At 46.3% G+C, this 24,643-nt stretch carries 23 protein-coding genes, 1 tRNA gene and 1 other annotated feature; of the genes, 7 read left to right on the forward strand and 17 right to left on the reverse strand.

What is annotated here, in order from left to right; genetic code table 11:
* Positions 1 to 179: 179 nt before the first annotated feature.
* Entirely contained in the window at positions 180 to 1,640 is a 1,461-nt protein-coding gene (locus B3S86_RS14315) for a potassium/proton antiporter (RefSeq protein ID WP_035412588.1), read from the forward strand.
* Between the two features lie 154 nt (positions 1,641 to 1,794).
* Here the strand turns inward: B3S86_RS14315 and B3S86_RS14320 are convergent, their stop codons facing one another.
* The 5 genes from B3S86_RS14320 to B3S86_RS14340 all read right to left on the reverse strand — a co-directional run bounded on the left by B3S86_RS14320 (position 1,795) and on the right by B3S86_RS14340 (position 6,042).
* Positions 1,795 to 2,430, reverse strand: a complete 636-nt coding sequence (locus B3S86_RS14320; RefSeq protein WP_056063558.1) for a DedA family protein — start codon at positions 2,428 to 2,430, stop codon at positions 1,795 to 1,797.
* Positions 2,431 to 2,446: 16 nt separating this feature from the next.
* Positions 2,447 to 2,668 carry a hypothetical protein gene (locus B3S86_RS14325; protein WP_035412585.1) on the reverse strand — a complete coding sequence of 74 codons (222 nt, stop codon included), beginning with the start codon at positions 2,666 to 2,668 and terminating at the stop codon, positions 2,447 to 2,449.
* Between the two features lie 169 nt (positions 2,669 to 2,837).
* Positions 2,838 to 3,812 (reverse strand): aspartate--ammonia ligase, encoded by a 975-nt coding sequence (asnA, locus tag B3S86_RS14330; protein WP_035412582.1) that lies wholly within the window; start codon positions 3,810 to 3,812, stop codon positions 2,838 to 2,840.
* A gap of 66 nt (positions 3,813 to 3,878) precedes the next feature.
* Positions 3,879 to 4,126, reverse strand: a binding site (T-box leader).
* A gap of 144 nt (positions 4,127 to 4,270) precedes the next feature.
* Positions 4,271 to 5,158: a carbohydrate ABC transporter permease gene (locus B3S86_RS14335; RefSeq protein WP_035412579.1), complete on the reverse strand. Its 888-nt coding sequence runs from the start codon at positions 5,156 to 5,158 to the stop codon at positions 4,271 to 4,273.
* Entirely contained in the window at positions 5,155 to 6,042 is an 888-nt protein-coding gene (locus B3S86_RS14340; RefSeq protein WP_052019165.1) for a carbohydrate ABC transporter permease, read from the reverse strand. Before B3S86_RS14340 ends, B3S86_RS14335 begins: the two co-directional genes overlap by 4 nt.
* A gap of 166 nt (positions 6,043 to 6,208) precedes the next feature.
* On the opposite strand from B3S86_RS14340, the gene B3S86_RS14345 reads away from it, so the two are divergent.
* Both B3S86_RS14345 and B3S86_RS14350 read left to right on the forward strand, forming a co-directional pair.
* Positions 6,209 to 7,888 (forward strand): formate--tetrahydrofolate ligase, encoded by a 1,680-nt coding sequence (locus B3S86_RS14345; protein WP_035412576.1) that lies wholly within the window; start codon positions 6,209 to 6,211, stop codon positions 7,886 to 7,888.
* A gap of 16 nt (positions 7,889 to 7,904) precedes the next feature.
* Entirely contained in the window at positions 7,905 to 8,861 is a 957-nt protein-coding gene (locus tag B3S86_RS14350) for an alpha/beta fold hydrolase (RefSeq protein WP_235514033.1), read from the forward strand.
* A gap of 71 nt (positions 8,862 to 8,932) precedes the next feature.
* On the opposite strand, the gene B3S86_RS14355 is transcribed toward B3S86_RS14350, so the two are convergent.
* A complete protein-coding gene (locus B3S86_RS14355; RefSeq protein ID WP_023467229.1) occupies positions 8,933 to 9,352 on the reverse strand; it encodes a hypothetical protein in 420 nt (139 codons plus the stop codon).
* Positions 9,349 to 9,894 carry an imm11 family protein gene (locus tag B3S86_RS14360; protein WP_231496925.1) on the reverse strand — a complete coding sequence of 182 codons (546 nt, stop codon included), beginning with the start codon at positions 9,892 to 9,894 and terminating at the stop codon, positions 9,349 to 9,351. Before B3S86_RS14360 ends, B3S86_RS14355 begins: the two co-directional genes overlap by 4 nt.
* A 169-nt stretch (positions 9,895 to 10,063) precedes the next feature.
* On the opposite strand from B3S86_RS14360, the gene B3S86_RS14365 reads away from it, so the two are divergent.
* Together B3S86_RS14365 and B3S86_RS14370 are read left to right on the forward strand one after the other, a co-directional pair.
* A tRNA-Gly gene (locus B3S86_RS14365) sits at positions 10,064 to 10,137 on the forward strand.
* 152 nt (positions 10,138 to 10,289) lie between these two features.
* Positions 10,290 to 11,099: an MBL fold metallo-hydrolase gene (locus tag B3S86_RS14370; protein WP_035412567.1), complete on the forward strand. Its 810-nt coding sequence runs from the start codon at positions 10,290 to 10,292 to the stop codon at positions 11,097 to 11,099.
* Positions 11,100 to 11,152: 53 nt separating this feature from the next.
* On the opposite strand, the gene argF is transcribed toward B3S86_RS14370, so the two are convergent.
* The 7 genes from argF to argC are packed head-to-tail and all read right to left on the reverse strand — an operon-like array spanning position 11,153 to position 20,316.
* Entirely contained in the window at positions 11,153 to 12,082 is a 930-nt protein-coding gene (gene argF, locus B3S86_RS14375) for an ornithine carbamoyltransferase (protein ID WP_056063549.1), read from the reverse strand.
* Positions 12,079 to 15,111, reverse strand: coding sequence for a carbamoyl-phosphate synthase (glutamine-hydrolyzing) large subunit (gene carB / locus B3S86_RS14380; protein WP_290753991.1), 3,033 nt, complete (start codon positions 15,109 to 15,111; stop codon positions 12,079 to 12,081). The genes argF and carB overlap by 4 nt, the downstream gene beginning before the upstream one ends.
* Positions 15,101 to 16,159 (reverse strand): carbamoyl phosphate synthase small subunit, encoded by a 1,059-nt coding sequence (locus B3S86_RS14385; RefSeq protein ID WP_290753993.1) that lies wholly within the window; start codon positions 16,157 to 16,159, stop codon positions 15,101 to 15,103. Before B3S86_RS14385 ends, carB begins: the two co-directional genes overlap by 11 nt.
* Positions 16,156 to 17,301: an acetylornithine transaminase gene (locus tag B3S86_RS14390; protein ID WP_290753996.1), complete on the reverse strand. Its 1,146-nt coding sequence runs from the start codon at positions 17,299 to 17,301 to the stop codon at positions 16,156 to 16,158. Before B3S86_RS14390 ends, B3S86_RS14385 begins: the two co-directional genes overlap by 4 nt.
* Entirely contained in the window at positions 17,267 to 18,040 is a 774-nt protein-coding gene (gene argB, locus B3S86_RS14395; protein WP_214856452.1) for an acetylglutamate kinase, read from the reverse strand. The genes B3S86_RS14390 and argB overlap by 35 nt, the downstream gene beginning before the upstream one ends.
* The gene (gene argJ, locus B3S86_RS14400) at positions 18,037 to 19,254 is read right to left on the reverse strand and encodes a bifunctional glutamate N-acetyltransferase/amino-acid acetyltransferase ArgJ (protein ID WP_290753998.1); all 1,218 of its coding nucleotides are present in this window, start codon (positions 19,252 to 19,254) and stop codon (positions 18,037 to 18,039) included. The genes argB and argJ overlap by 4 nt, the downstream gene beginning before the upstream one ends.
* 30 nt (positions 19,255 to 19,284) lie before the next feature.
* Positions 19,285 to 20,316, reverse strand: a complete 1,032-nt coding sequence (argC, locus tag B3S86_RS14405; protein WP_290754000.1) for an N-acetyl-gamma-glutamyl-phosphate reductase — start codon at positions 20,314 to 20,316, stop codon at positions 19,285 to 19,287.
* 507 nt (positions 20,317 to 20,823) lie between these two features.
* Here argC and nhaC point away from each other — a divergent pair.
* Positions 20,824 to 22,200 (forward strand): Na+/H+ antiporter NhaC, encoded by a 1,377-nt coding sequence (nhaC, locus tag B3S86_RS14410; RefSeq protein WP_290754002.1) that lies wholly within the window; start codon positions 20,824 to 20,826, stop codon positions 22,198 to 22,200.
* Positions 22,201 to 22,457: 257 nt separating this feature from the next.
* On the forward strand, positions 22,458 to 22,667 hold the full coding sequence (locus B3S86_RS14415) for a DUF3006 domain-containing protein (protein ID WP_290754005.1): 210 nt from the start codon (positions 22,458 to 22,460) through the stop codon (positions 22,665 to 22,667).
* Between the two features lie 90 nt (positions 22,668 to 22,757).
* On the opposite strand, the gene B3S86_RS14420 is transcribed toward B3S86_RS14415, so the two are convergent.
* The 3 genes from B3S86_RS14420 to B3S86_RS14430 all read right to left on the reverse strand — a co-directional run bounded on the left by B3S86_RS14420 (position 22,758) and on the right by B3S86_RS14430 (position 24,610).
* The gene (locus tag B3S86_RS14420; RefSeq protein WP_290754007.1) at positions 22,758 to 23,210 is read right to left on the reverse strand and encodes a hypothetical protein; all 453 of its coding nucleotides are present in this window, start codon (positions 23,208 to 23,210) and stop codon (positions 22,758 to 22,760) included.
* Positions 23,211 to 23,212: 2 nt separating this feature from the next.
* On the reverse strand, positions 23,213 to 23,749 hold the full coding sequence (locus B3S86_RS14425; protein WP_231496927.1) for a TlpA family protein disulfide reductase: 537 nt from the start codon (positions 23,747 to 23,749) through the stop codon (positions 23,213 to 23,215).
* 150 nt (positions 23,750 to 23,899) lie between these two features.
* Complete coding sequence (locus tag B3S86_RS14430) at positions 23,900 to 24,610, reverse strand: NAD(P)H-binding protein (RefSeq protein ID WP_035412533.1); 711 nt, start codon at positions 24,608 to 24,610, stop codon at positions 23,900 to 23,902.
* Positions 24,611 to 24,643: the final 33 nt, after the last annotated feature.

Here is a 24,643-nt window from a genome sequence, read left to right on the forward strand (position 1 = left end):
CCCTGATTTCGTTTCATTTACGTGCTACACCTTCACAATAAATGAAAACGCTTGCAATGAAGAGAGAGAAAGTTGTCCGGTGTGGTGGAAAATATTGAACAATCGTTATCCGAGTCTTTTCATCGGGATTGTTGTATCATGAAACTAGAAGATTCTTTATTGAATAGGAGCTTGATGCCATGTCCTTACAATTCACGATTTTATTGATTGGTATACTATTGTTCGCCGCTGTGTGGACGACGAAGTTATCAAGTCGTCTGAATATTCCTGCTCTATTGATTTTTATCGCTCTTGGTATGATTGCCGGAAGTGATATTACGGGTTTCATTCGCTTTGACGATGCGGAACTTGCCCAGCTTCTTGGAACTGTCGCTCTGATCATCATTCTGTTTGAAGGTGGTCTGCAAACAGCGTGGAAAGAAGTGCGACACGAGCTCGCACCTTCGCTTTCTCTTGCAACGTTCGGAGTCTTCATTGCTACTTCCATCGTTGCAGTTGCCTCCCATTACATTCTTGGCTTCAGTTGGGCGAATGCCTTTTTACTTGGCGCAATCGTAGGATCGACGGATGCTGCTGCCATCTTTTCTGTCTTAAGTGGACAACCGATCCGACGTAAGGTAGGGTCAACACTCGAAGTTGAATCTGGAACGAATGACCCCATGGCTGTCTTTTTGACCGTCTTATTCCTTGAATTCGTGACGAATCCTGAAGAAGCATCACTCTTGATGGGACTCGGTTCACTCGTTTGGGAAATGTCGATGGGGCTTTTAATCGGTCTATTCATTGGATGGACAGCTTCAACCTTGATCAATCGGATTGACTTATCTTCCTCGAGCTTTTATCCGATTTTACTCATGTCGTTTGCTTTCTTGTCTTTCGGGTTAGCCGATACATTTCATGCTAGTGGATTTCTCGCCGTTTATGTGACAGCAATCTATATCAGTAATCATGAACTCGTCTACCGTCAGACGCTCGTCCGCTTTACGATGAGTATGGCGCACCTAGCTCAAATCGGAATGTTCATTGTTCTCGGGTTGCTCGTCTTCCCGAAACAATTGCTCGATATCCGGGTTATCCTGTCTTCCGTTGCCCTTGCGTTGATTTTGATTTTCATTGCTCGACCGCTGTCCGTTTGGATTAGCTTATTGCCGTTTCGTTATTCGTGGCAAGAGAAGGTCTTTATTTCTTTTGCTGGTCTAAAAGGAGCGGTACCGATCATTCTTGCGACATACCCACTTGTTGCCGACATCGAGAATGCATCGATGATTTTCAATATCGTGTTCTTTACAGTTCTACTATCGACACTGATTCAAGGGAGTATGTTGACATTCCTTTCCGAACGGTTACGTCTCAACGAGACACAGACTTCTGCTATCCATACGGTCATTGAGTTCATGTCGATCGGTAAACCGAACGCAGAAATCATTGAATTGACGTTACCGATGTCCCATCCGTTCATCGGAACGACGATATCAGAAATCGATCTACCGCAAGAGTTTTTGATTACCGCCATCATTCGCGATGATCATATCATTACTCCCCGTGGCGACACTGCTCTTGAAGGCAATGATCAACTGTTACTGCTGACGCCTAAACATCGTATCAAGTCGCTGAAGCGATTCTTGTTTCCTCCTGCTTGAATCCCGGGCTTACTCAAAAAAAAGAAGGACTCGTCTTTTCACGCCCTTTCCTGTAGGTGTCGCGTGTGACGAGTCCTTTTTTTATGAGATAAGGGTGGCAGATCATCATTCTGCCACCCTTATCTTTGTAGAGACTGACTTTTTGTCGACCCCTTCATTTATTCTGTTGCTTCGTTTTTACGTCTTGCGTCTGTCCGTGTTGTTTCGCTTTAGAGCGACGATACAGGATGTACCCGCCGAGGATTACGACGATTCCGCCTAAAATCCACCATAACTCCTGCTCTAGCCCTTTAAGCATTGACTCCGCTCGCTTTACTCCGAATCGCTCCCCGACCCAGATGTAAAAGAAAGAGACCGGAAATAATCCAATACTTGAAGCGAGTAGATAGCGCTTGAATGAAAGACCAAACAGACCACAGGGAATCGAGACGACTGAACGAACGACAGGGAAGAATCGTCCAAATAACGCGGACCATGTTCCATACTTTCCGACGATTCGCTCACCCTGCTCAATTTCTTTTTCTTTGATCAGTAACCATTTTCCGTATCGTACAAGGATTGGACGACCTGCGTAACGCCCTAAGAGATAAAAGACTGTCGCCCCCATCAAACTCCCTAGAAAGCCGACGAGAACAGCAATTGTCCAACTGACTGTTCCGTTCGATACATATAAACCGAGTAGCGGTAATCCGACTTCTGCTGGAATCAATTCTGTTCCAAGACCAATGATCATGATTCCTAAAAACAGCCAGAGATTGGATTCTCCGGCCGAAAATAACCATTCCAACATACGAGTAACCCTCCGTTCATCCTCTCGCTGGACGGAGGAGATAATAAATGATGACGACTAGAGTTGTCCAGACACCTGTGAAAATTCCGATGACCCCGACAATGAAAAAGCCGAGTGCAACGATTGAGCCTGTCCGTTTATAATCCCGCCACATTGTCCGTAAACCTTTAATGTTGAACCAAAGAAACGCAATGAACAAAATGGGGATGAGTATTCCGACGATTAATAGAGAAGACATGCTTTCACCTCTTTCTTATTTATTGTTATCCCCATTCTATCAAGAATTGACACGCTTTTCCTCCGCCTGAGGTCTTATGACCTTTAAAAAAAGAGCACACTTCCGAATGGAAGTGTGCTCTTCGTTACTTAAAATATCATTCTTTTGACGCTTTCTTACTATATATATGTTAGAGCAAGTGAATACCTTCAGCTTGAAGACTTTTACGAGTCTCTTCCGACCAGACAGAAGCTTGGACTTCGCCGATATGACGTTTCTTCAATAAGAACATCGCCATACGTGATTGACCAATCCCTCCACCCATCGTTAACGGCAGACGCTCTTCGAGCACACCTTGATGGAACGGGAAAGCCAATTTATCCTCTTCTTGAGCGATGGACGTCTGTTTTAATAGCGCTTCACGGTCAACACGAATTCCCATTGAAGACAATTCAAATGCTCCGATTTCTGGGTGATGTACTAAGATGTCACCGTTGAGTGTCCAATCGTCGTAATCTGCCGCTCGACCATCATGCTTCTCTCCCGAAGCAAGCGCGCCACCAATCTGCATCAAGAAAACAGCACCGTATGCCTTCGTGACCTCTGTTTCACGTTCTTTTGTTGAAAGCGTTGGATAGGCATCCTCTAGTTCTTGTGTTGTCATGAAATGAATCGTTTCCGGTAAGATCGCTGAAATGCCATACTCTGCTTCCACTTCTTGCTCGACTTGGCGAATCGTTGCATAAATCGCTTGTACCGTTTCTTTTAGATAGGCACTCGTCCGTTGTTCTTTCGTAATGACCCGTTCCCAATCCCACTGGTCGACGTGGATGGAATGTGTCGCATCAAGTATCTCATCACGACGAATCGCATGCATCAATGTGTATAATCCTTCTCCAGCTTCGAATCCGTATGTGTGAAGCGCTTGACGTTTCCATTTCGCAAGGGATTGGACGATTTCAAGATCTGTCGTGTGATCTAGTGCATCAAAGCGGATGATGCGCTCTACGCCGTTGAGATGGTCGTTGACGCCGAGTGTGCTCTCTACGAACAATGGTGCTTCAACACGTGTTAATCCGAGTGTCGTCGAAAAGCGTTCCTCAAAGCGTTTCTTTACGAGTGTGATTGCTTCCTGTGTGTGTTTCATCGATACGAGTGTTGTCATGGTGATGTTCCTCCTCAATTGTGTTTTGAAAAAGAAGCCATAAAAAAGAGCCCTTCTTTCCCAAGAATATGGGACGAAAGACTCGGTTCCGCGGTACCACCCATGTTAGCAACGATGTTGCTCACTCAAAAGACGAATCACTTCATCTTCGGCCATATGATAACGGACAGGCAACTCCGGCTACGCCTACTGACATTCGGGTTCGGGTAGCGACTCCGGGAGGTTCTTCGCATCTTGCTTCCGACTGGGCTCTCACCATCCCCAGCTCGCTATACGGTCGTACAAGGTGTTACTCTTCCCTTCAACGTCGTTGTTACAATTGAATTGAGAACATCGTACAACAGGTCGCAAGTATTTGAAAAGCCTTTTTTTCAAAAAAAATAAAAGTTATCAGATTAATCTGATGCATGAAACATAAAAAAAGCGTTCTCCTAGAATCGAGAACGCGCTTACAAAAATTATTTGATTGATCCACTTGTAATCCCTTGAATGATCTGTTTTTGCAGGGCGAAGAAGAATAGCAACAACGGAATGATCCCAAGCACGAGTCCGGCAAGAGCCAAGTCCCATTGTTTTGTATACTGTCCGAAGAAGTAAAACGTCGCGAGAGGAATCGTCCGTAAATCGACATCTCGTAACATGAGCGAGGGTAATAAGAAATCGTTCCAAATCCACAGCGTGTTCAAGATGATGATCGTCACTGTAATCGGCTTGAGCAATGGGAAGACGATGCGCCAGAACACACCCCATTGTGAACAACCATCAATGATTGCTGCCTCCTCGATTTCTTCAGGAATCGACTTCATGAAACCATGATACAGGAAAATCGATAGTCCAGAACCAAAACCAAGGTACATCAAAATCAGTCCCCAATAACTATTCTGTAATCCAAGATCCCCAGACAGTTTCGATAAAGGAATCATGATTGATTGGAATGGAATGATCATCGCAGCAACGAACAAGAAGAAGATGATCGTCGACAAACGTGTTTTCGTCCGGACAAGCTTCCAGGCTGCCATTGAACAAAAGATGATGATGACCGCATTAGCACCGACTGTAATGATGACGGAGTTTAAAAAGACTTTACCGAAGTTCATGGCTTCCCATGCTTCTGAATAGTTGGAAGTCATCCATTCCTTTGGTAGACCCGATGTGTTCGTAAAGATATCTCCCTGCGTCTTGAATGAATTCGAGACGACGTAATAAAACGGAATCATATACAGAAGCCCCATTAATAAGGCTGCTAGTTCGACCGTTCCAAGACGGAGTGAATAACGACCTCTCGCCTTTTTAGAGCGCTTTGGTTTTTCCTCTTGCGGAGTAGGTAACGGTTGTGCCGTACTCATGCTTCCACCTCCCGTTTTTTCGTCAGATAGACTTGAGTGACTGTAATCGCCGCAACAACAACGAAGAAGATGATTGCTTTCGCTGAACCGAGTCCAAGATTATTATTCGTAAACGATTCCTTGTAAATGTTTAAAGCAAGCATTTCGGTCGATTTGAAGGGTCCACCATTCGTTAGTGACAAGTTCGTATCGAATAACTTGAAGGACCACGAAATCGTTAAGAACAGACAAATCGTGACGGACGGCATAATCAGTGGCAACGTAATGTTCCGTAACGTCGATAGACGATTGGCACCATCGATTTTTGCTGCTTCAATCAGCTCTTGAGGAACGTTTTGTAGAGCCGCGATATAGATGACCATGATGTAACCGCCACCTTGCCAAATTGAAACGATGACGATACCCCAGAACCCTGTTCGGGCATCTCCTAACCATGGAAGTTCAAATATGCTCCACCCTGTCAATTCACCGATTGATGCAAAGCCTTTGACATAGATGAACTGCCAGACGAATCCGAGAATCAATCCACCGATTAAGTTCGGCATAAAGAATATTGTCCGTAAGAAATTACGTGTGCGAATATTTTGTGTCAATAAGAACGCCAAGATGAAACCGACGACATTCGTTAAGACGACGGCGACGACCGTATATTTCGTCGTCAACCAAAATGACTGCTGAAACTGCTCGTCACTCGTAAAGAGACGGACATAGTTATCAAAGCCGATCCAATTTAATTCTCCTGTTACACCATTCCAGTCCGTGAACGAATACATGACGCCATTGAAAAACGGTACAAGCACGATCACTGCGAATACAAGAAAGACCGGTCCGACGAAGAGCCAAAAATCAAGACCGCGTTTCCACTTCTTTTGTCCAGATGTCATTGTTTCATCCCTCCTCCACTCTACAGTACGTCTTTCACTTACACTTGAACACGTCACCATTTGACCCATTGGGTGGAAAATATTGAACGTTTTCTTTTGGCGCGTTCACACTAGATAGGCTACTATTAGAAAAAAGAGAGATCCAATCAAAGAGGGAGTCGATACCATGGAAAAGACCATTCGTTCTGACTTAGAAATCGCACAACAAACTGTCTTACGCCCGATTCGAGAAATCGCGGATCGGATTGGTTTGCAAGAAGAAGATTTTGATACGTACGGAAAGTATAAAGCGAAGTTGACAGACGGGCTGCTGAACCGGTTGGCAACGAAATCTGACGGCAAACTGATTCTTGTCACTGCTATCAATCCAACGGCTGCCGGTGAAGGGAAATCAACCGTCACTGTCGGACTCGGACAAGCACTACACCGAGCAAACCATAAGACGATGATTTGTTTACGGGAACCCTCACTTGGTCCGACGATGGGATTAAAAGGTGGTGCGTGTGGTGGTGGCTATAGCCAAGTCCTGCCGATGGAGGAGATCAATCTCCATTTCACAGGTGATATGCATGCGATCACATCTGCTCATAATACAATCAGTGCCTTGCTCGACAATCACCTGCATCAAGGCAACATTCTTGGCATTGATCCACGCCGTATCGTCTGGAAACGTGTGCTTGATTTAAACGACCGTGCCTTGCGCCAAGTTACGATTGGTCTCGGCGGTCCTGCACATGGCGTTCCGCGTCAAGATGGCTTCGATATCACGGTCGCTTCCGAAATCATGGCTGTCCTCTGTCTATCAGACTCTATCACGGATCTCGAACGACGCCTGAGCCGCATTGTCGTTGCGTATACGTACGATCAACAGCCGGTTACGGTCAAGGATATTCAAGCATCAGGAGCTGCAACGTTACTTCTAAAAGATGCGTTCCGCCCAAACCTCGTTCAGACCGTCGAAGGAACACCGGCATTGATTCATGGCGGACCGTTCGCGAACATCGCACACGGCTGCAACTCTTTGATTGCTACACAAACCGCGTTGAAGTTAAGTGACTACGTTGTCACAGAAGCAGGATTCGGCGCTGACTTAGGAGCTGAGAAATTCTTCAATATCAAATCTCGGATTGGCAAACTCCATCCGGATGCCGTCGTCATCGTCGCTACGGTTCGTGCCTTGAAGATGCATGGTGGTGTAGACAGAACACAACTCAGCGAAGAAAACCTCGCTGCCTTAACGGATGGTCTTGCTTTACTTGAAAAACATGTTGAGACGATGAACTTGTTCGGTGTCCCTGCCGTCGTTGCCTTGAACCGTTTCTTCACCGATACGGAAGCCGAGCGGAACATGATTTTGACATGGTGCCAGGAACGAAATATTCGTGTGGCGGAAAGCGAAGTCTTCAGTAAAGGCGGTGCCGGCGGTGAAGCACTCGTCGCGGAAGTCATGCAAGCACTTGAGGAACCAAGCCAGTTCCGTCCACTGTACCCTGACGAGTTGCCGCTTCGTCAAAAGATCGAACGTATCGCAAAACGTGTCTATGGCGCAGCCGACGTTCATTTTGAAGACAAAGCCCTCCGCGAACTCGAACGGTGTACGGAGATGGGATTGAATCATTTACCGATTTGTATGGCAAAAACGCCATTTTCTTTAACCGATGACCCCGCTCGGTATGGTCGTGTCGAAGACTTCACGATTACAGTTCGTGAAATCCGACCATCGATTGGTGCAGGATTCATCGTTGCATTGACTGGGAATGTATTAACGATGCCGGGATTACCCGCGGTTCCTGCTGCCTTCCATATGGGCGTTTCGGAAGACGGACAGGTATTCGGACTTTCTTAATGAGAGGATGAGTTACATGACGATTGATCATTCACACTGGATAGCCTCTGACGGCTATACTACGACATTGCATAGCCTCGAAGCACATGATTCGAAAGGAGTCGTGATCGTCTTTCACGGGATGATGGAGCATGGCGCACGGTATGAGGAATTCGCAGAATTCCTCTATGCTCATCATTACCACACGATCATCGCAGATTTGCGCTGTTTCGGAACTCAAGCTGCACAGCGCGGGACACTCGGTCATCTTGAACCTAATCAAGGTTTTAATCAATTGATGCAGGACGCAGAAGAACTCGTCTCTGACATCAAAGAACGTTACCCGACGTTACCAGTATTCATTTTCGGTCACAGTTTTGGTTCGTTGATCGCTCGCCGGATTGGTCAAACACTCGGTCACACGGTAGCAGGAATCATCGCGAGCGGCCCTCCGACGAGCACAGGTTTACTCGGTAACATCAGCGAAAAGCTCGTCGAACGCCAAATCAATCAGCTTTCTTCTACACATCTTGCTGAACGTTTCGGACAACTGGTCTTCGGACGCTATAATCTACGTTTCTTCCCGGCACTATCGAAAAATGCCTGGCTCTCTTCGGATCCACAATCCGTCATGCGCTATGATGAAGATCCGTTATCCGGTCAAACGGTCACACTCGGGTTCTTCCATGAACTCTTGCACGCAACGAAACTCGTCAACGCACTTGCCTCCATCTATCAGCATCCGCGTCACTTACCACTGTTGCTCATTGCGGGTGGCGATGACCCGGTCGCATTTGACGGAAAAGGCGTCCATCATCTGTTCGATATGTATAACCGTGTTCGTGTCGATGCCGTACAGCTGACGATTTATAAAGGGTTACGCCACGAGCTCTTCCATGAGTTCGAACGTATCCGCGTTTTCGCAGATATCGCGAGCTGGTTGAATAAACAAGTCAACCCTGCAGCTACACGCTCATCTTCTCGTTCTTCTTAAGTCATATCGATCGATACAAAAAGGCAGCAGATCCAAGGATCTGCTGCCTTTTGAACAATCTATTGTGTACTTCATTGAATCCAAGTTAGTGAAGAAATCATCGCTTCGATTTCCTCGATTTCAAGCGTCTCGCGTTCTGCGGAGTATGTCAATAGGACTAGCCGTTCCCCGTCTGAATACGCATAGATGCGTAAGAAGATATCTTCTTCTTTCCCGTCTACTGCTAGCAATGCTTCTTTTGTTGAATTACGGCGGACTTCAAGTGCTCCCGTTAGTTCGATGCCGAACTCTTCTACCAACAGATTGATTTCTTGTTCTGCCGCTTCATACGGTGTCAGTTCTTCTGAATCGGACTCATAAATGGATAATTGTAGCGTGCCCATTGCATTTTCGTCTGTTGAATAAAAACTGACGTATGTTTCTTCTTCTTGATATTCAAATACCTTTGGATATTCTAGCGTGATCCAATGATCGACTGTGTACTGTTTCATTTGAATTCCTCCATTCGTTGTATCTCTTCAAAGCGAATACCCGTCACAGCCATACGCTCGAATTGTCGAGCGAGTTGAGCAGAGACGAACATGCGATGTGTTCGCTCATCTCGCATAAGATGATGCGGACATATCGAATCGCTGATTCGTCGCTCTGTCAAAAAATAGACGCGCCGTCTCGGAATCGGACGGAATACATCCGTCGTATGTAAATGTTCGATCCGACTGACAGATAAGAGATTGAGAAGATAGTACGGAACCACTCCGTCCTTCGTCTCAAGATGTACCTTGAGACATTGTACAGAAAAGGGCGCATATGCTGCAATGACTCGCTGCACACGTTCCGAGACGAGCGGCAGATCGAATGTGTTCGGAAGGACATCCGGTAGCAAATCCGCATCTTGATTGATGGAAAAAGCAAGTACACCTACGTTATGGAACCACTCTCCTATCAATAAGCGATGACGATCGAATTGGTGATGACAAATTGCTTCCCATCCTTTTCCCATCGGCTGTTCGCTCCAAACTCTTACTTCATTCACCAGACACTCTCTCCTCTACCCAACTTTACCCATATTACAAATCAAGATTACCAGTGTAAACGATTAACTAGTATTATTGTACACTGAATCTCAAAAGAAATTGCCTTTTTTCATAAAAGTTATGGAAATGCTCTCTTTGCTATGCTACTATATTTCATGTAGCCAATACGCGGGTGTAGTTTAATGGTAAAACCTCAGCCTTCCAAGCTGATGACGAGAGTTCGATTCTCTTCACCCGCTCCAATTATGACATAACATAGGTCTAGGACCATTTCCCTCTAGAGGGCAGGCGACTCGCGGCGTGCGAGTCGTCTTTTTTATTGGTTCTGCTGATGATTCCAACGAATTTATGGGTATACAACGATATAGATAGAGATTCGTAAAGGAGGATTCGTATGATTCAGATGAAAATGCCTGGCGTGACGATTTATCAAAGTACACTTATGAAAACGACCTCAACATTGATCGAGACGCCTGATTGTCTGATTGTCGTCGATCCTGGCTGGCTTCCTGATGAGATTGCAACGATTCGTCGAGACGTTGAAATCGTGCGTCGTGAACGACCATTATATGTCGTCTATACGCATGCTCATTTTGATCATATTTTAGGTGCTTACGCCTTTACGGATGCCATCGTCATCGCTTCTAAACCGTTCATCGATGTCGATCGACAAGAAGCGCTCAAAGCCGTTCAAGACTTTAACGATGAATTTTACATCGACTCCCCCGTGCTATTTCCAGATGTGACGCATGTGATCCATGAGTCTGAAACGATTTTGACGATTGGACAGACGAAGCTGATCTTCTTTATGACGCCCGGTCATGAAGCGACTCACCTTTCCTTCATCGTTATGCCACTTCACTTGTTAGTCTGCGGTGATTATGCTTCCGATGTTGAAATCCCTTTGATTGAACACGATTCCTCTGAATATTTGACGACACTCGAACTACTCGAGTCGTTCATTTATGAATATGAAGTCAAACTCTTGATTCCCGGACACGGTCACATTTGCGATGTCCGAACAGAGATGATTGAACGACTTCATCAGAGCTATGATTATATCCTCGCGCTCCGTGCCGGAAAAGAATCTGACTGGGCACCATCCTGGCAAACGACTCCGTTCATGAAACGTCTGCACGAAAAAAATAAGCGACAAGTCAAACAAGAACACGAGGAACGATTAGCACGGCGTCACTACGATTAACTTTCATCAACCAAAAGACTCGGTCGCTAAATCGGCGACCGAGTCTTTTATGATTATCCAAGTAATGTGACGAGTAACGCTTTTTGTGCGTGGAGACGATTCTCGGCTTGATCGAAGATGACAGATTGCTTGCCATCGATGACGTCTGCCGTGACTTCCTCCCCACGGTGTGCCGGCAGGCAGTGCAAGAAAATGGCTTCATCATTCGCTTGATTCATGATATCGTCATTGACCTGATATCCTTCAAATGCTTGCAGACGCATCGTCGCTTCTTCCTCTTGCCCCATGCTTGCGAAGACATCCGTATACACGACATCCGCACCACTCGCTGCTTCCTTAGGGTCCGTCATGACGATGATATTTCCACCGGTTTCTTTCGCGATGGCTTGTGCCTCATGAACGACTTGTGGATCAGGAGCATAGGCTGCTGGCGCACAAATCCGGACTTCCATTCCACTGAGCGCTCCACCAATCATTAGCGAATGCGCCATATTGTTCCCGTCCCCGATATATGTCAAAATCTTTCCAGCCCGGGTTCCGAATGTCTCTTCGATCGTCAGCAAGTCAGCAAGGACTTGGCACGGATGATGCAAATCCGTCAGTCCGTTAATGATTGGAATCGTGCCATGTGCCGCAAGTGTATCGACGATCTCATGACCGAACGTCCGGATCATGAGGGCATCGACGTAACGGCTCATGACTTGAATCGTATCAGAAAGCGGCTCCCCCCGACCGATTTGCATATCTGCTCCACTCAGTACGATTGGATGCCCGCCGAGTTCGACAACACCCACTTCAAATGATAGGCGTGTCCGCGTCGATGCCTTTTCAAACAATAAGGCAACTTTTTTATGGCTTAATACGTTTTGGTAAACGCTTGGTTGATGCTTGATATCTTTCGCGAGTGCCAATAGCTCCGTCAATGCTTCCGGCGTCAGTTCCGCCATCGTCAAGAAATGTTGCAGTTGTTGCATCGTCTTCATTTTACTTCCTCCTTGATCGGCTCTGTCCATGTATGAAGTGGCTTAATAGCATAAGAGGACTTTTCTACCGCTTGTAGATGATACTGTGCTAGTTCAGGTTCTGTCAGAACTTGTACTCCGGCAGCAAGCGCTGCTTCGCGACTGGTTTTTTCTTCTGTCACGTGTGAATAGAAAATCGCACATTGTGCCCAGTCGATCGTTTCATCTAACGCTACACCTGTTCCGAATGCCTCGGTATCTGCTCCAGCAACGATGATGTCTCTTGCGGTCAAATGTCGTTTCGTCGTCTCGTCGAAAATGAAACGCTCCAGTGCCAGTCCGTCTGTCGTCCATTGCAACGTTTCACCTGTCGAACGCATGACAGGGCCTGTTTTCGGATCGACTCCTTGTAGTTTCAGCGTTGAAAAAACAGGGGTCTTGACGGCATGGAAATTAAGTTTCGTCTGTTCTGTTGGTAGTGCGACCGCTTGACCGACAGCAGCTTGGACTGCCCACTGCAAGATTGGTTGACCCGTTACTTTGGCGACGATCGGTAACGTGCGGGAGGCACGCGGATTGATTTCTAGCACGTAGACCTGATCGTCATGCAAGACGAATTGGATATTGTACGCTCCTTTATAATCCATCCGTTGCCCGATTATCTGTGCAATTCGTTCTACTTCGCTCTGAACGGTAGCGCTGAGCGATACAGGTGGTAGAATCATCGTCGAATCTCCAGAGTGAACTCCTGCCCGTTCCAATTGCTCCATCAAAATCGGAACGTACGTCGTTGTTCCATCCGTAATGCAATCGACTTCGATTTCCTTTCCTTGGAGGTAGGCATCCACGAGGACAGGGAATGCTAATTCGGAAACGATCGTCTCTAATTGCTCTTGATCGTGGATGATATGCATCCCCTTACCTCCGATGACATAGGAAGGACGAATCATGACCGGGTAACCGATCGTTGTTGCGACTTCTATCATTTGTTCGTGCGTCGCCACTTCTTGTCCCGGAATACGATCGATCCCGATGTCATCTAAAAATTGATAGAACCGCTCACGGTCTTCCATTTGATCGATGACAGCTGCCGTCGTTCCGAGAAGATGATAACCGGCTTTCTCCAAACCAGACGCCAGCGCAATCCCTGTTTGTCCTCCGAACTGGACTAAAACGTCTTCGCAATCCTCTGCTTCTAGCACATGCATGACGTCTTCGAGTGTCAACGGCTCGACATACAGGCGATCTGCGACTTCGAAGTCGGTCGAGACGGTCTCCGGATTATTGTTGATCATGATCGTTTCATAACCGGATGCTTGTAGTGCACGTACCGCGTGAACGGAACAATAATCAAATTCGATTCCTTGACCGATCCGAATGGGTCCCGCACCGATGACAGCGACTTTCTTTTTCGTCGATGCAGTGACTTCCGTTTGACCACTCCAGTTTCCGTAGAAGTAAGGAGTTGCACTCTTGAACTCTCCTGCACATGTATCAATCATATGATAGACAGGAAGGATGCCTTTCTCTTTACGTAAGTGCTCGATGTCTACAGCACCGACACCCGTCAGAAAGGCAATTTGTTCGTCCGTGAAGCCCATCATTTTTGTCTGTTTTAAAGAACTTTCATTCGATAAATCAATTTTTTGTTGTTGATCGACGAGGCGCTGGAGTACTTTGACGAATAAAGCTTGTACTTTCGTCTGTTCGACGAGTTCTTCGACGGTCGTTTCCTGACGATCTAGTAGTGCTAACATCGCGAGCAGACGACGGTCCGTCGGCGCTTTTATTTCTTTCCACAATACGCCAGCCTCCGCTGTTTTCATCCATGTCGGATAAAGAGGCGATTGCTCGACTCCTGCACCACGCCACGCCTTTTGTAACGCTTCTTCCAGCGTCTTCCCCATCGCCATACTTTCACCGGTCGCCTTCATTTGTGTACCAAGTGTCCGGTTACTGTCAGTAAATAGATCGAACGGGAAACAAGGCACTTTTGCCGTGATATAATCCATCGTCGGTTCGAAGCTCGCCATCGTCTCCTTCGTGACAGGATTGATACAGTCGTCGAGTCGCTCACCGAGTGCAAGACGCGTCGCTAATTTCGCAATCGGGTACCCCGTCGCTTTGGAAGCAAGTGCTGAAGAGCGACTGACACGCGGATTGACTTCAATGACGAAGTAGCGTTCTTCCGTCGGGTGGATCGCAAACTGGATGTTGCATCCACCGATGACACCGAGGTGCGACACGATTTTACGCGCTTCCGTCCGCAATTGCTGATTCATTCGATCCGAAATCGATTGAATCGGTGCAAAGACGACAGAGTCTCCGGTATGGACACCGACGGGATCAATGTTTTCCATGTTACAGACGATGATCGTCGTATCTGCACTGTCACGCATGACTTCATATTCGACTTCTTTATAACCAGCAATACTCACTTCAACCAAACACTGTGAAATCGGACTTGCTTGTAAGCCGTTTTGCGCTAGCAGACGTGCTTCGTCCTTTGTCAGCGCAATTCCACCGCCCGTTCCCCCGAGCGTAAAGGCTGGTCGGATGACGAGTGGGACACCATGTACTGCCATGAATTCTTCAAGCTCTGCTAACGATTCGATCGTTTGACTTTCCGGGAGCGGTTGCGCGAGCTCGATCATCTTTTGCTTGAATCGTTCGCGATCTTCTCCGTCTCGGATCGTCTCAAGCGATGTCCCTAGGAGTTCGACACCGTATTGCTCAAGTACTCCTGCTTCTTCGAGTGACATTGCAAGATTGAGTGCCGTTTGTCCGCCGACCGTCGCTAGGAGATGGGACGGTCGATCTTGTTTGATGATAGCTGTTGCTTTTTCAAGAGTCATCGCCTCAATGTAGACATGATCTGCCGTGCTCGGATCCGTCATGATAGTAGCCGGATTCGAATTCATTAAGATGACCTCGCATCCCGCTTCTCGAAGCGCCTGACAGGCTTGTGTGCCGGAATAATCAAATTCTGCTGCTTGTCCGATGACGATCGGACCCGAACCGATGACGAGTACTTTCTGTTTATCCCACATATGCTACCTCCTGATGTAATACGGTATTTACGAATTGATCGAAGACGACCATCGCCTCTGTCGGTCCTGGACTCGCTTCTGGGTGAAACTGGACTGTCATGATCGGTAGAGCCGGATGAATCAATCCTTCAACGGATCCATCATTGATGTGTTCATACGCAAGTTCCATCTCAGACGCTTCGATGCTTTTAACATCAACGGCATAACCATGATTCTGAGACGTCATGAATACTTGTCCGGATGCTAGATGACGTACAGGATGATTCGCTCCTCGGTGTCCATGATGTTGTTTTAATAAGGTACAACCGAACGCATGAGCGAGAACTTGGTGTCCCATACAAATACCAAGTGTCGGATAGCTCGTCGCCAGTTCACGGATTTCTGAAAGGAATGGATCTAGTTGCGTCGGATCACCAGGTCCATTGGAAAACAGCAGACCGTCTGGTGCCAGTGCTTGAATCCGTTCCGGTGTCGTATCGTATGGCACGACCGTCACACGCATATGCCGTTCAATCAAAGCATCGATCATCGATTGTTTCACACCGTAATCGATACAGACGACATGACCATCTTCGACTTCCGGAACGTATTCAACGTTTGAAGTCGTCGACACAGAAGCGATGTATGCTGCGTCTACTGACTCCGGTACTGTCATATTCTCCTGCATCATGTCTCCAAATTGGTCGCCCTCTGTCCGTAATAGATGTACAAGGGAACGCGTATCTACTCCCGACAAAACCGGAACATTCGCTTCGCCTAGCCAGCTTGCGAGTGATGTTCCTTGCCCATCCTCAGCCAAAGTTTGAACGATGACACCAGCGACTTGAATCTGGTTGCTTTCTGATGCCTCCGCTTGAATACCGTATTGACCGATCAACGGATATGTGAAGACAAGAATTTGCCCCTGATAAGATGGATCCGTTAAGACTTCCTGATATCCTGTCATCCCAGTAAAAAAGACGACTTCTCCTTTGACTGGAACTGTTCCTTGCCACGAACCGGTAAACGTCGTTCCGTTCGCAAGCGTTAGTTTTCCGGATTGTTTCATACGATGACCTCCTGTTGACAAACGAGTTGTATTTTTTCGATGGCTTGCGTGAGTTCTTGTTCCGTCACGAATAACGATGGCAACAAGCGAATGACATGAGGACCAGCCGAAACGACAAGAAGACCATTCTCACGTAAGGCATCAATCAGCGGTGCAACAGGCATCGTACATTCCATACCAATCATCAAGCCACGACCACGAATAGAACTCACGATCGACTTGGGTAATTTTTTTTCTAATTGTTGACGTAAATATTCACCTTTTTCTTGAATGTCTGCCATGACAGTGTCACTTAACAAGAGGTCAAGTGTTGCTTCTGCAGCTGTCATCGCGAGTGGATTTCCACCAAATGTCGAACCATGCGATCCGGGCGTGAATACTTCTGCTGCCTCTTCCGTTGCGAGTAGCGCACCAACCGCGAGTCCACTTCCAAGTCCTTTCGCAAGGGTGATGATATCCGGTACGAGTGGTGTCTGCTCAAATGCAAAACGTGAACCCGTCCGACCAATTCCGGTTTGCACTTCATCGACGATGATTTTGACATCGTATTGCTGCGCCTTCTTCATCAACGCTTCTAGCCACGCATCGTCAGCGACGACGACCCCACCCTCTCCTTGAATGATTTCGAGCCATACAGCAGCAGTTTGATCCGTAATTGCTGATAGGCTTTCCATCTCGTTAAACGGTAGATGTTTGAATCCATTCACCATCTCCCCGTATCCCGCTTTGATTTTTTCCTGTCCTGTTGCGCCCATCATCGCAAATGTCCGACCATGGAAAGATTGTTTAAACGTGACAACTTCTGTTTTCCCTGTCCATTTTCGAACGAGTTTGTACGCCGCCTCGTTTGCTTCAGCACCACTGTTACAAAAGAAAGCATGACTGAGATGACTGTCTTCCGTCAGTCGCTCGGCGACCCGCTCTTGTGCCGCGATTTGAAACAGATTCGACGTATGCCAAATTCGGTTCAACTGTTCCTCTAGCCGTTGCTGAACATAAGGATGACGGTGCCCTGTGTTGCATACAGCGATTCCCATGATGAAATCAAGATACGTCTTTCCTGTCGCATCTTCTACGATCGATCCTTGTCCTTTGACCAATTCCACATCAGTACGTTGATAAGTGGGTAGTAGTGCACTCATGTAATTCCTCCTTGATTCGTGTCCCTGCAGCTAACGCATTTTTTCCCGATCGAATGACGACCTCTGAAATACCATGCTGAGTGGCCTGCATCATCGCTTCGACCTTCGGAATCATTCCCCCGTAAATTTCTCCCGACGCGATCGCAGCTTCGATAGCTGCAGACGTGATTTCTGATTGATAGTCACCGTTTACTTTTACACCTTCGACATCCGTCAACAATTCAAATCGGTCGACGGACCAAGCCTTCGCGACAGCAATGGCACACGCATCCCCGTTACTGTTCAACACACCTTGTTCCCCTGTGACAAGGGATGTGACGACCGGCACATAACCATTCGTACTCAACACCGTGAACAATCGTGGATGAATGTGCGTAATTTGACCAACTGCCCCGAGTCCTTTGACTTTTTTACCATGGACGCTCGCACCGTCTAACCCGCTCATCCCGACCGCTGGAATTCCTGCCTGATTCAATTGCTGGACGATCCCGGATTGGACTTCCCCTGCTAAGATCCGTCGCGCCCCGAGTAACACACCATCCGTCGTCACACGGACACCATCTCGAAACACGGGTTTGATTCCCTCTTGTTCACAGTAACTCGATAGAAGTGGGCCACCCCCATGGACGATCAATAGTTCGTTACCGGTTTCGACCCACGCTTTCCATTCCTCGAAATACCGCGCATCCAATTGCTCCCATACACTACCACCCAGTTTGATGACTTTCCGTTTCGTCATGTCCGGTAACTCGCATTGATTTTGACGTAATCGTACGTCAGGTCACAACCATAAGCGTGTCCTTGTCCTACTCCATCATGCAAATCGATATGAATTCGGACGTCTTGTTGCGCGAGATCCTGCGATGCGATTGTTTCATCAAATAAAATAGGCATGCTCTGTTGTAACACCCACTGCGAACCAATTTTAATATCAACGTTTGATACATCAAGCGGCTCCTTGATACTTCCGACAGCAGCGATGATTCGTCCCCAGTTCGCATCTTCCCCAAAGATTGCTGTTTTGACGAGAGACGATCCGACGACTTGTTTAGCGACCATCCGCGCTACTTCATCGGTTTGTGTTCCCTTTACCGTCACTTCGATCAACTTCGTCGCGCCTTCTCCGTCCCGCGCAATTTGTTTCGCTAAATCTTGACAAACCGTTTCGATGGCCTGTTCGAAGGCCAATGCTTCGTCCGTACCTTCAACGATCGGCGCTCCCCCTGCAGCTCCACTCGCTAAAATCATGACCATGTCATTTGTCGAACTGTCTCCATCTACGGTAATGCAGTTAAACGTCCGATGAATCGTCCGGCGCAATAGTGTCTGTAAGACATCCGGTTCAATCGTTGCATCGGTCGTCAAGAACCCAAGCATCGTCGCCATGTTCGGATGAATCATCCCTGACCCTTTCGCTACACCACATACTGAAATTTGGACATCCCCTTGCATGTATTGTTGACCAGCTGATTTCGTACCGGTATCGGTCGTCAGGATCGCATGGGCGAAATCACTCGCGGCATCCTTGTCATTTGTAGGGATCAGCTGTGGAATACCTGCTAGTAACGTATCAATGGCTAACGGTTGACCGATGATCCCAGTCGAAGCGATGACAACTTGTTCAGGAGCGATCCCGAAATGTGTCGCTAACGCTTGTTGTGATGTATACGCATGTGATAGACCAAGTTCTCCCGTGCAGGCATTCGCGTTCCCGCTGTTGACGAGGACGGCATGAATGCGTCCTTGTGACGCTTGAATTGCTTGCTTCGTCACAGTAATCGGTGCTGCTTGCACCTGATTCGTCGTATAGACAGCTGCGGCACTTGCTCCTTCCTCACACCAAATCAAACCAAGATCCTTTCGCTTTCGCTTTAGCCCCACGTGTACCCCTGATGCTTGAAATCCCTTCGGTGTCGTGATCGTCAATGGGGTCTCTACTTGTACTTGCCACACAGGCGTTCCTCCTCTTTCGTCTCCAAGTGTTTAAATAAAGATCGGTTGTTGGGTCAAACCAGACATTTCATCAAATCCTGCTAGAACGTTGGCATTTTGAACGGCCTGTCCGGCAGCACCTTTTTGCATATTATCGATGACCGAAACGATGGTAACGCGCCCTGTCCGTTCATCCTTATAGACGGTCAAATCACAGTGGTTGCTACCCACGACGGACTTAATCTCCGGATCGCTGTGTTGTACACGTATAAACGGTTCCGTTGCATACTGTTCCGTCAACCAGGATCGCCATTCTGCTTCTGATTGATCAAGGAACGGCTGGACCGTCATGATCGCCATGATGCCTCGATTGATCGGTAATAGTTGCGTCGAGAACGTGATCGGATGCGATGAACCGGTCCATTCCAAAAGTGCCTGTTCAATTTCTGGAATATGTTGATGTTGATTTACTTTATATAAACGAACGTTTTCACTGGAATGGACATGATGAGTCTGTGTTGTCAACGTCTTTCCTGCTCCCGTTAGACCAGAAGATGCTTGGATGATGATTTGAGAGGGATCGATTTTTTTCTCTTTTACGAATGGTGCTAGTCCAAGAAGGACCGCTGTCGCATAACAACCGGGATTCGCAATCCATCTGCTCGTTTTGATTGCTTGACGATTCCATTCCGGTAAACCATACGTCGCTTTTTGTTGTAACTGGGCATCAATTGGTTCCTTATCATACCAAGCTTCATACGATTCAGACGGTAGTCGTAAATCACCACTTAAATCGATAACGTAACCGGACCAATTTTGAAGTTGTTCTAAGTATTGTTTCGAGACTCCACTCGGTGTCGCTAAGAACACTATGTCTGTCTCTGTTTCCGTTAAATGTTCTACGGAAAAGGAAGATAATAATGAATACGTTTTTTTATTCATGAATGGGAATAATTCATTCATCGATTGTCCTGCCATCGAATCACTCATCAAACAAACGATTTCAAATGAAGGATGTGCTTCTAATAGCCTTAATAGTTCAATTCCGGTGTATCCTGTTACTCCGATGATGGTACATTTCATAACTGTACGCTCCCCTTCAAAGAATGTTATACCGATTTAAACATATGTATATTTATACTGTCAATTGAATTTTTATTAGTTTTTATGCAAAAAAGAAGCGTTGAAGTGATTGTCTTCTATAAGACAGCCCCTTCAACACTTCTTTTATATCGATTCATTTAACGCTTTTCAGTACGTTGCGCTACGAGATGATCGATCCCAAATACGCCTGCACCCATGATTGCAACGACTACCACAAAAATCATTGTAAACATATGTACCCTCCTCATCGTTCACAAAAATGTCATCTGATACTTCCTATTGTGCAAGATTTAAAGAAAAAAAGAAAGCGTTTACGACAAAAAATCGTCACATTTATGCTCTTTTCTAATTCATTGGCGAATCTCTTATAGTTGACGCCAATGTTATTATTCGTTAAGATTACGTTTGTTCATTGCTTTCATGCATAAAAGCGTGTTAGCGATAGAGGACTATCATCTATCCATATTCTTTTAAGGAGGTGGAAGCATGCGCATGTCATTCCGTGAATCCGCAGCTATCCTAGGAATCAGCATCATCATCTTATTGTCCGCGTTATTCGGTGCCAAAGCCGAACCGCATCTTGCCATCTTGTCCAGTCTTATTTTCGTCTCAGGATATGCCGTTTACCGCGGTTTCAAATTCGATGACGTCGAACACCATATGATTCAAGGTATTCGGGAAGCAATTAAACCAATCTTAATCATGTTACTCGTCGGTATGACGATTGCGGTCTGGATGATGAGTGGCGCAGTGCCGACCCTTCTTCATTTTGGTTTATCTACACTTTCGGCGACTTGGTTCGCTCCAAGTGCGCTTCTGATCGCGATGGTCGTTTCGACCTTTACGGGTAGTTCGTTTACAACAATCGGTACAGTCGGTGTTGCCTTAATGGGAATCGCGATTGCATTAGGCGTCAATCCGGCACTTGCAGCAGGAGCGATCATCAGTGGTGCGTGTTTCGGAGATAAGATGTCACCTTTGTCAGATACGACGAACTTTGCACCGGGAATCGTCAACGTTACCGTATTTGATCATATTCGTTTCATGATGGGAACGACGATTCCTGCCATCACGATCACATTTATTTTGTTCTTCATCTTTGGACGTAGCAGTGGCACGGTCGATTCGACTGTTGTGAAAACGACACAAGAGGAATTAGCCCGCTTGTTCCATCTATCACCATGGACGCTACTTTCTCCTTTACTTGTCATGGTTCTAGCATTGCGTAAGATGCCGGTCATCCCGACACTTGTAGCTGGTGTCTTAAGTGGTCTATTGTTAACAGGTCTCGTTCAAGGAAATTGGGACGTTTCAAATTGGATGGCCGTCATTCAAAACGGTTTAAAACTAGAATCTTCTAGTAAAACCGTCGCAGCAATCATCAGTAAGGGTGGCTTGCAATCAATGATGTGGTCCGTTTCCCTCGTCATGCTCGCACTCGCTTTCGGTGGTGTTTTACGCGGCATCGGTGTCATCGATGTCATCATTGAACGGACCGTTTCACGACTCAAACGCGATGGAAGTATCATCTCTGCTGTTGCCTTATCTTCCATCGGTGTCAACGTGATGGCTGGAGAACAGTACTTGTCGATTTTATTGCCAGGACAAGCATTTAAACGGGTTTTTGAAGAACGTCAGATTGATCCACGTTTCCTTTCTCGTTCACTAGAGGATGGAGGAACACTCGTCAATCCACTCATTCCGTGGGGAGTTTCCGGAGCATTCTTCGCTTCAACACTAGGTGTTCCGGTAACGGAATACATCCCGTTCGCATTCTTTTTACTTCTTTCACCATTGTTTACGTTCTTACTTGCTTTTCTTCGTCCGACTAAAGTCGAAACGAAACAGTCCCTCGCTTCTTAAGTCTATTTCATATTAAAGGTCCGATATGACATATCGGATCTTTTTTTCTGCCACTATCGCTTTTATTTCCAGTTAATTACGTCCGAATTACGACGAAAACGGCTTGGAATCACGTTTTTTTAAAGAATTATGTGTAAAGATGAAACGAACTGGGAATATACCAAACATAAGAATAAAAATTACAGAGAATGATAGAGAAAGAGTACGTTCCTGTTCGATCGAGGAACGACTTCGATGTAATTGTGGGAGGAGTTAATATGATCAAACGTGGTACGCTGGAGCGACTTGATGGTAAATATGCCGTTCTACTGTGGGAAAATGGTTCAAGCTTCATTCCACGACGTTATTTACCACCTGAAGCAAGATTAGGCGATACAATTATTTTTGACGGTACGACTTATACGATAGATGTCAGCAATTCATCACCCTCTTCCTTTCAAACGTTTTCGTTTCGGCAAATGGGCTGATGATCGATAAAAAGCCATTCGGCATCATGCATCGACTATAGAGAAAAATTTCTCTCATCAGTCCTTCATGAAACGAATGGCTTTTTCGCTTTAACGACGAACATATAGGGAATGGTGACTACACGACGGACAAGGGTACTGATGGACATCAGATATTTCGATTCGTTCTAATATTGTTTGATCGTTTGGACACACATACTGTGGCTGTACGACATCCAATTGCAAAAATAAAGCACACCAAAATCGATTTGAAAACTGGTGACATGTTGGACAATGATATAAGTCTAATTGGTACGGTACCCAATCATCCGCTACTTCTGCTTGATGTAGCTGATAGTATTGGATTAAACGAAAACGATTCCAGTCGTCCACATACGTCCGCTGTAAGACCGGTTCATGCATCGACGGTATGAACCAAAGCGGCAGACCTGTCATGAACGCTTCAACTCCTTGCGTCAAGACAGCAGGAAACGTCGGCCACCCATCTAGTTGACCGAGTTGAAATGTTTGTTGAAAGGAGCAGTTGTCGCATAGGAGTTCCATTGTCATCCTCCTGTTCGTTTCACCATCTCTTTTAACATCTGTTCCGTCACAGGACCGACATGTTTTGCAAGAATCGTTCCTTTACGATCTAATACGTAGGTTGCGGGCATTGCTACGAGACGATAGGCGTCTTCTGAATTTCCTGTTCGATCATACAACACGGAATATTCAACAGGTGTCTGCTTCAGAAAATCGGCAACATCTGAAACACGCCGCTCCGATGTCGTGACGTTGATGCCATAAACAGGTATATTCGTATGTCGTGCAAAGGCATTTAGTTCTGGAATTTCTTGTTTGCAAGGTGGACACCACGTCGCCCAAAAATTAATAACAAAGACATCATGATTAATTTCGTCTAGATCGATTGTTTTTCCTTCTTGACGCAAGGATAGATTCGGGGCTTTCATCCCTACCTCTAGACCACCTTGCGATGCTTGTTTTTGTTGTTGTTCTACTTTCTTTTGCTTCGCATCGTATGTTTGATAACCTTGATAGGCAATGCCGATGATAGCGATCGCTAGGATCAGATAGATCAACATTTTTTTCACATCTAATCCCCTCCTTCTTCGTTAAGTGTAGCAGACTTCCTCTTTTCGACCGTCTTCTTTTATCAACAAAAAAGCGAACTCTTCTGTTTTGTAAACAGAAAAGAGTTCGCCTCATTTTATTTAGATACGCTCTTTAAATGATTAGTTAAAACGTGGTAATTGTTTTTTGACTTGACGGTTATCTTTGACGCTACCGACTGCCTCGGTTCCGCCTAAGGCCTCATTCAAGGATGTCTTCCCTTCCTTGACTTCTAGACGTCGATTGAATACTGACCGATTATCAACGGAAGCAACGAGAATCGATGCGACATCTGTTTCCGAAATCGTTGCATCCTTTGTATCTTTCAAATCTTCATCTGCCTCAATCAAACCGCGCCCTTCACCAGTCGTGATGGCAACGGGACAAATGATCGTATACGTCAAACCGCTATGTTCAATCTGCTCTTCAGCCGCATTCTTAGCAGCATAGAACGGATAGACATCCTTTTTAAATTGCTCAGGTCGATCAGCACCGTACGCACTTAATAGTACGAAATGACGTACACGCGCTTTTTTAGCTGCATCGATCGTTTTTAAGGCAACTGTCCGATCCAGCAGTTCAATTTCCGTTGCTTCGCCGTCTACTCCTGCGGTCGCCGCACAAATGACTGCATCCTGTCCTGCGACTCCATGTTCAATGACTTTTTCGAGTTCTGTTTCAATATCGACGTAATGTGCCTTGACACCGAGTTTTTCGAATCGTTCCACCAGATGTTCGTGACGAACGATGACCGTGACCTGATGACCCTTGGCAAGCGATTTGACGACGCGCGCTCCAATCGTACCGGATGCACCTACAACTAGTACTTTCATATGGGGGGTCCCTCCTCGATAAGTTAGTCACCT

Source organism: Exiguobacterium sp. UBA3968 (genome assembly GCF_002385115.1).
Taxonomy (GTDB): domain Bacteria; phylum Bacillota; class Bacilli; order Exiguobacteriales; family Exiguobacteriaceae; genus Exiguobacterium_A.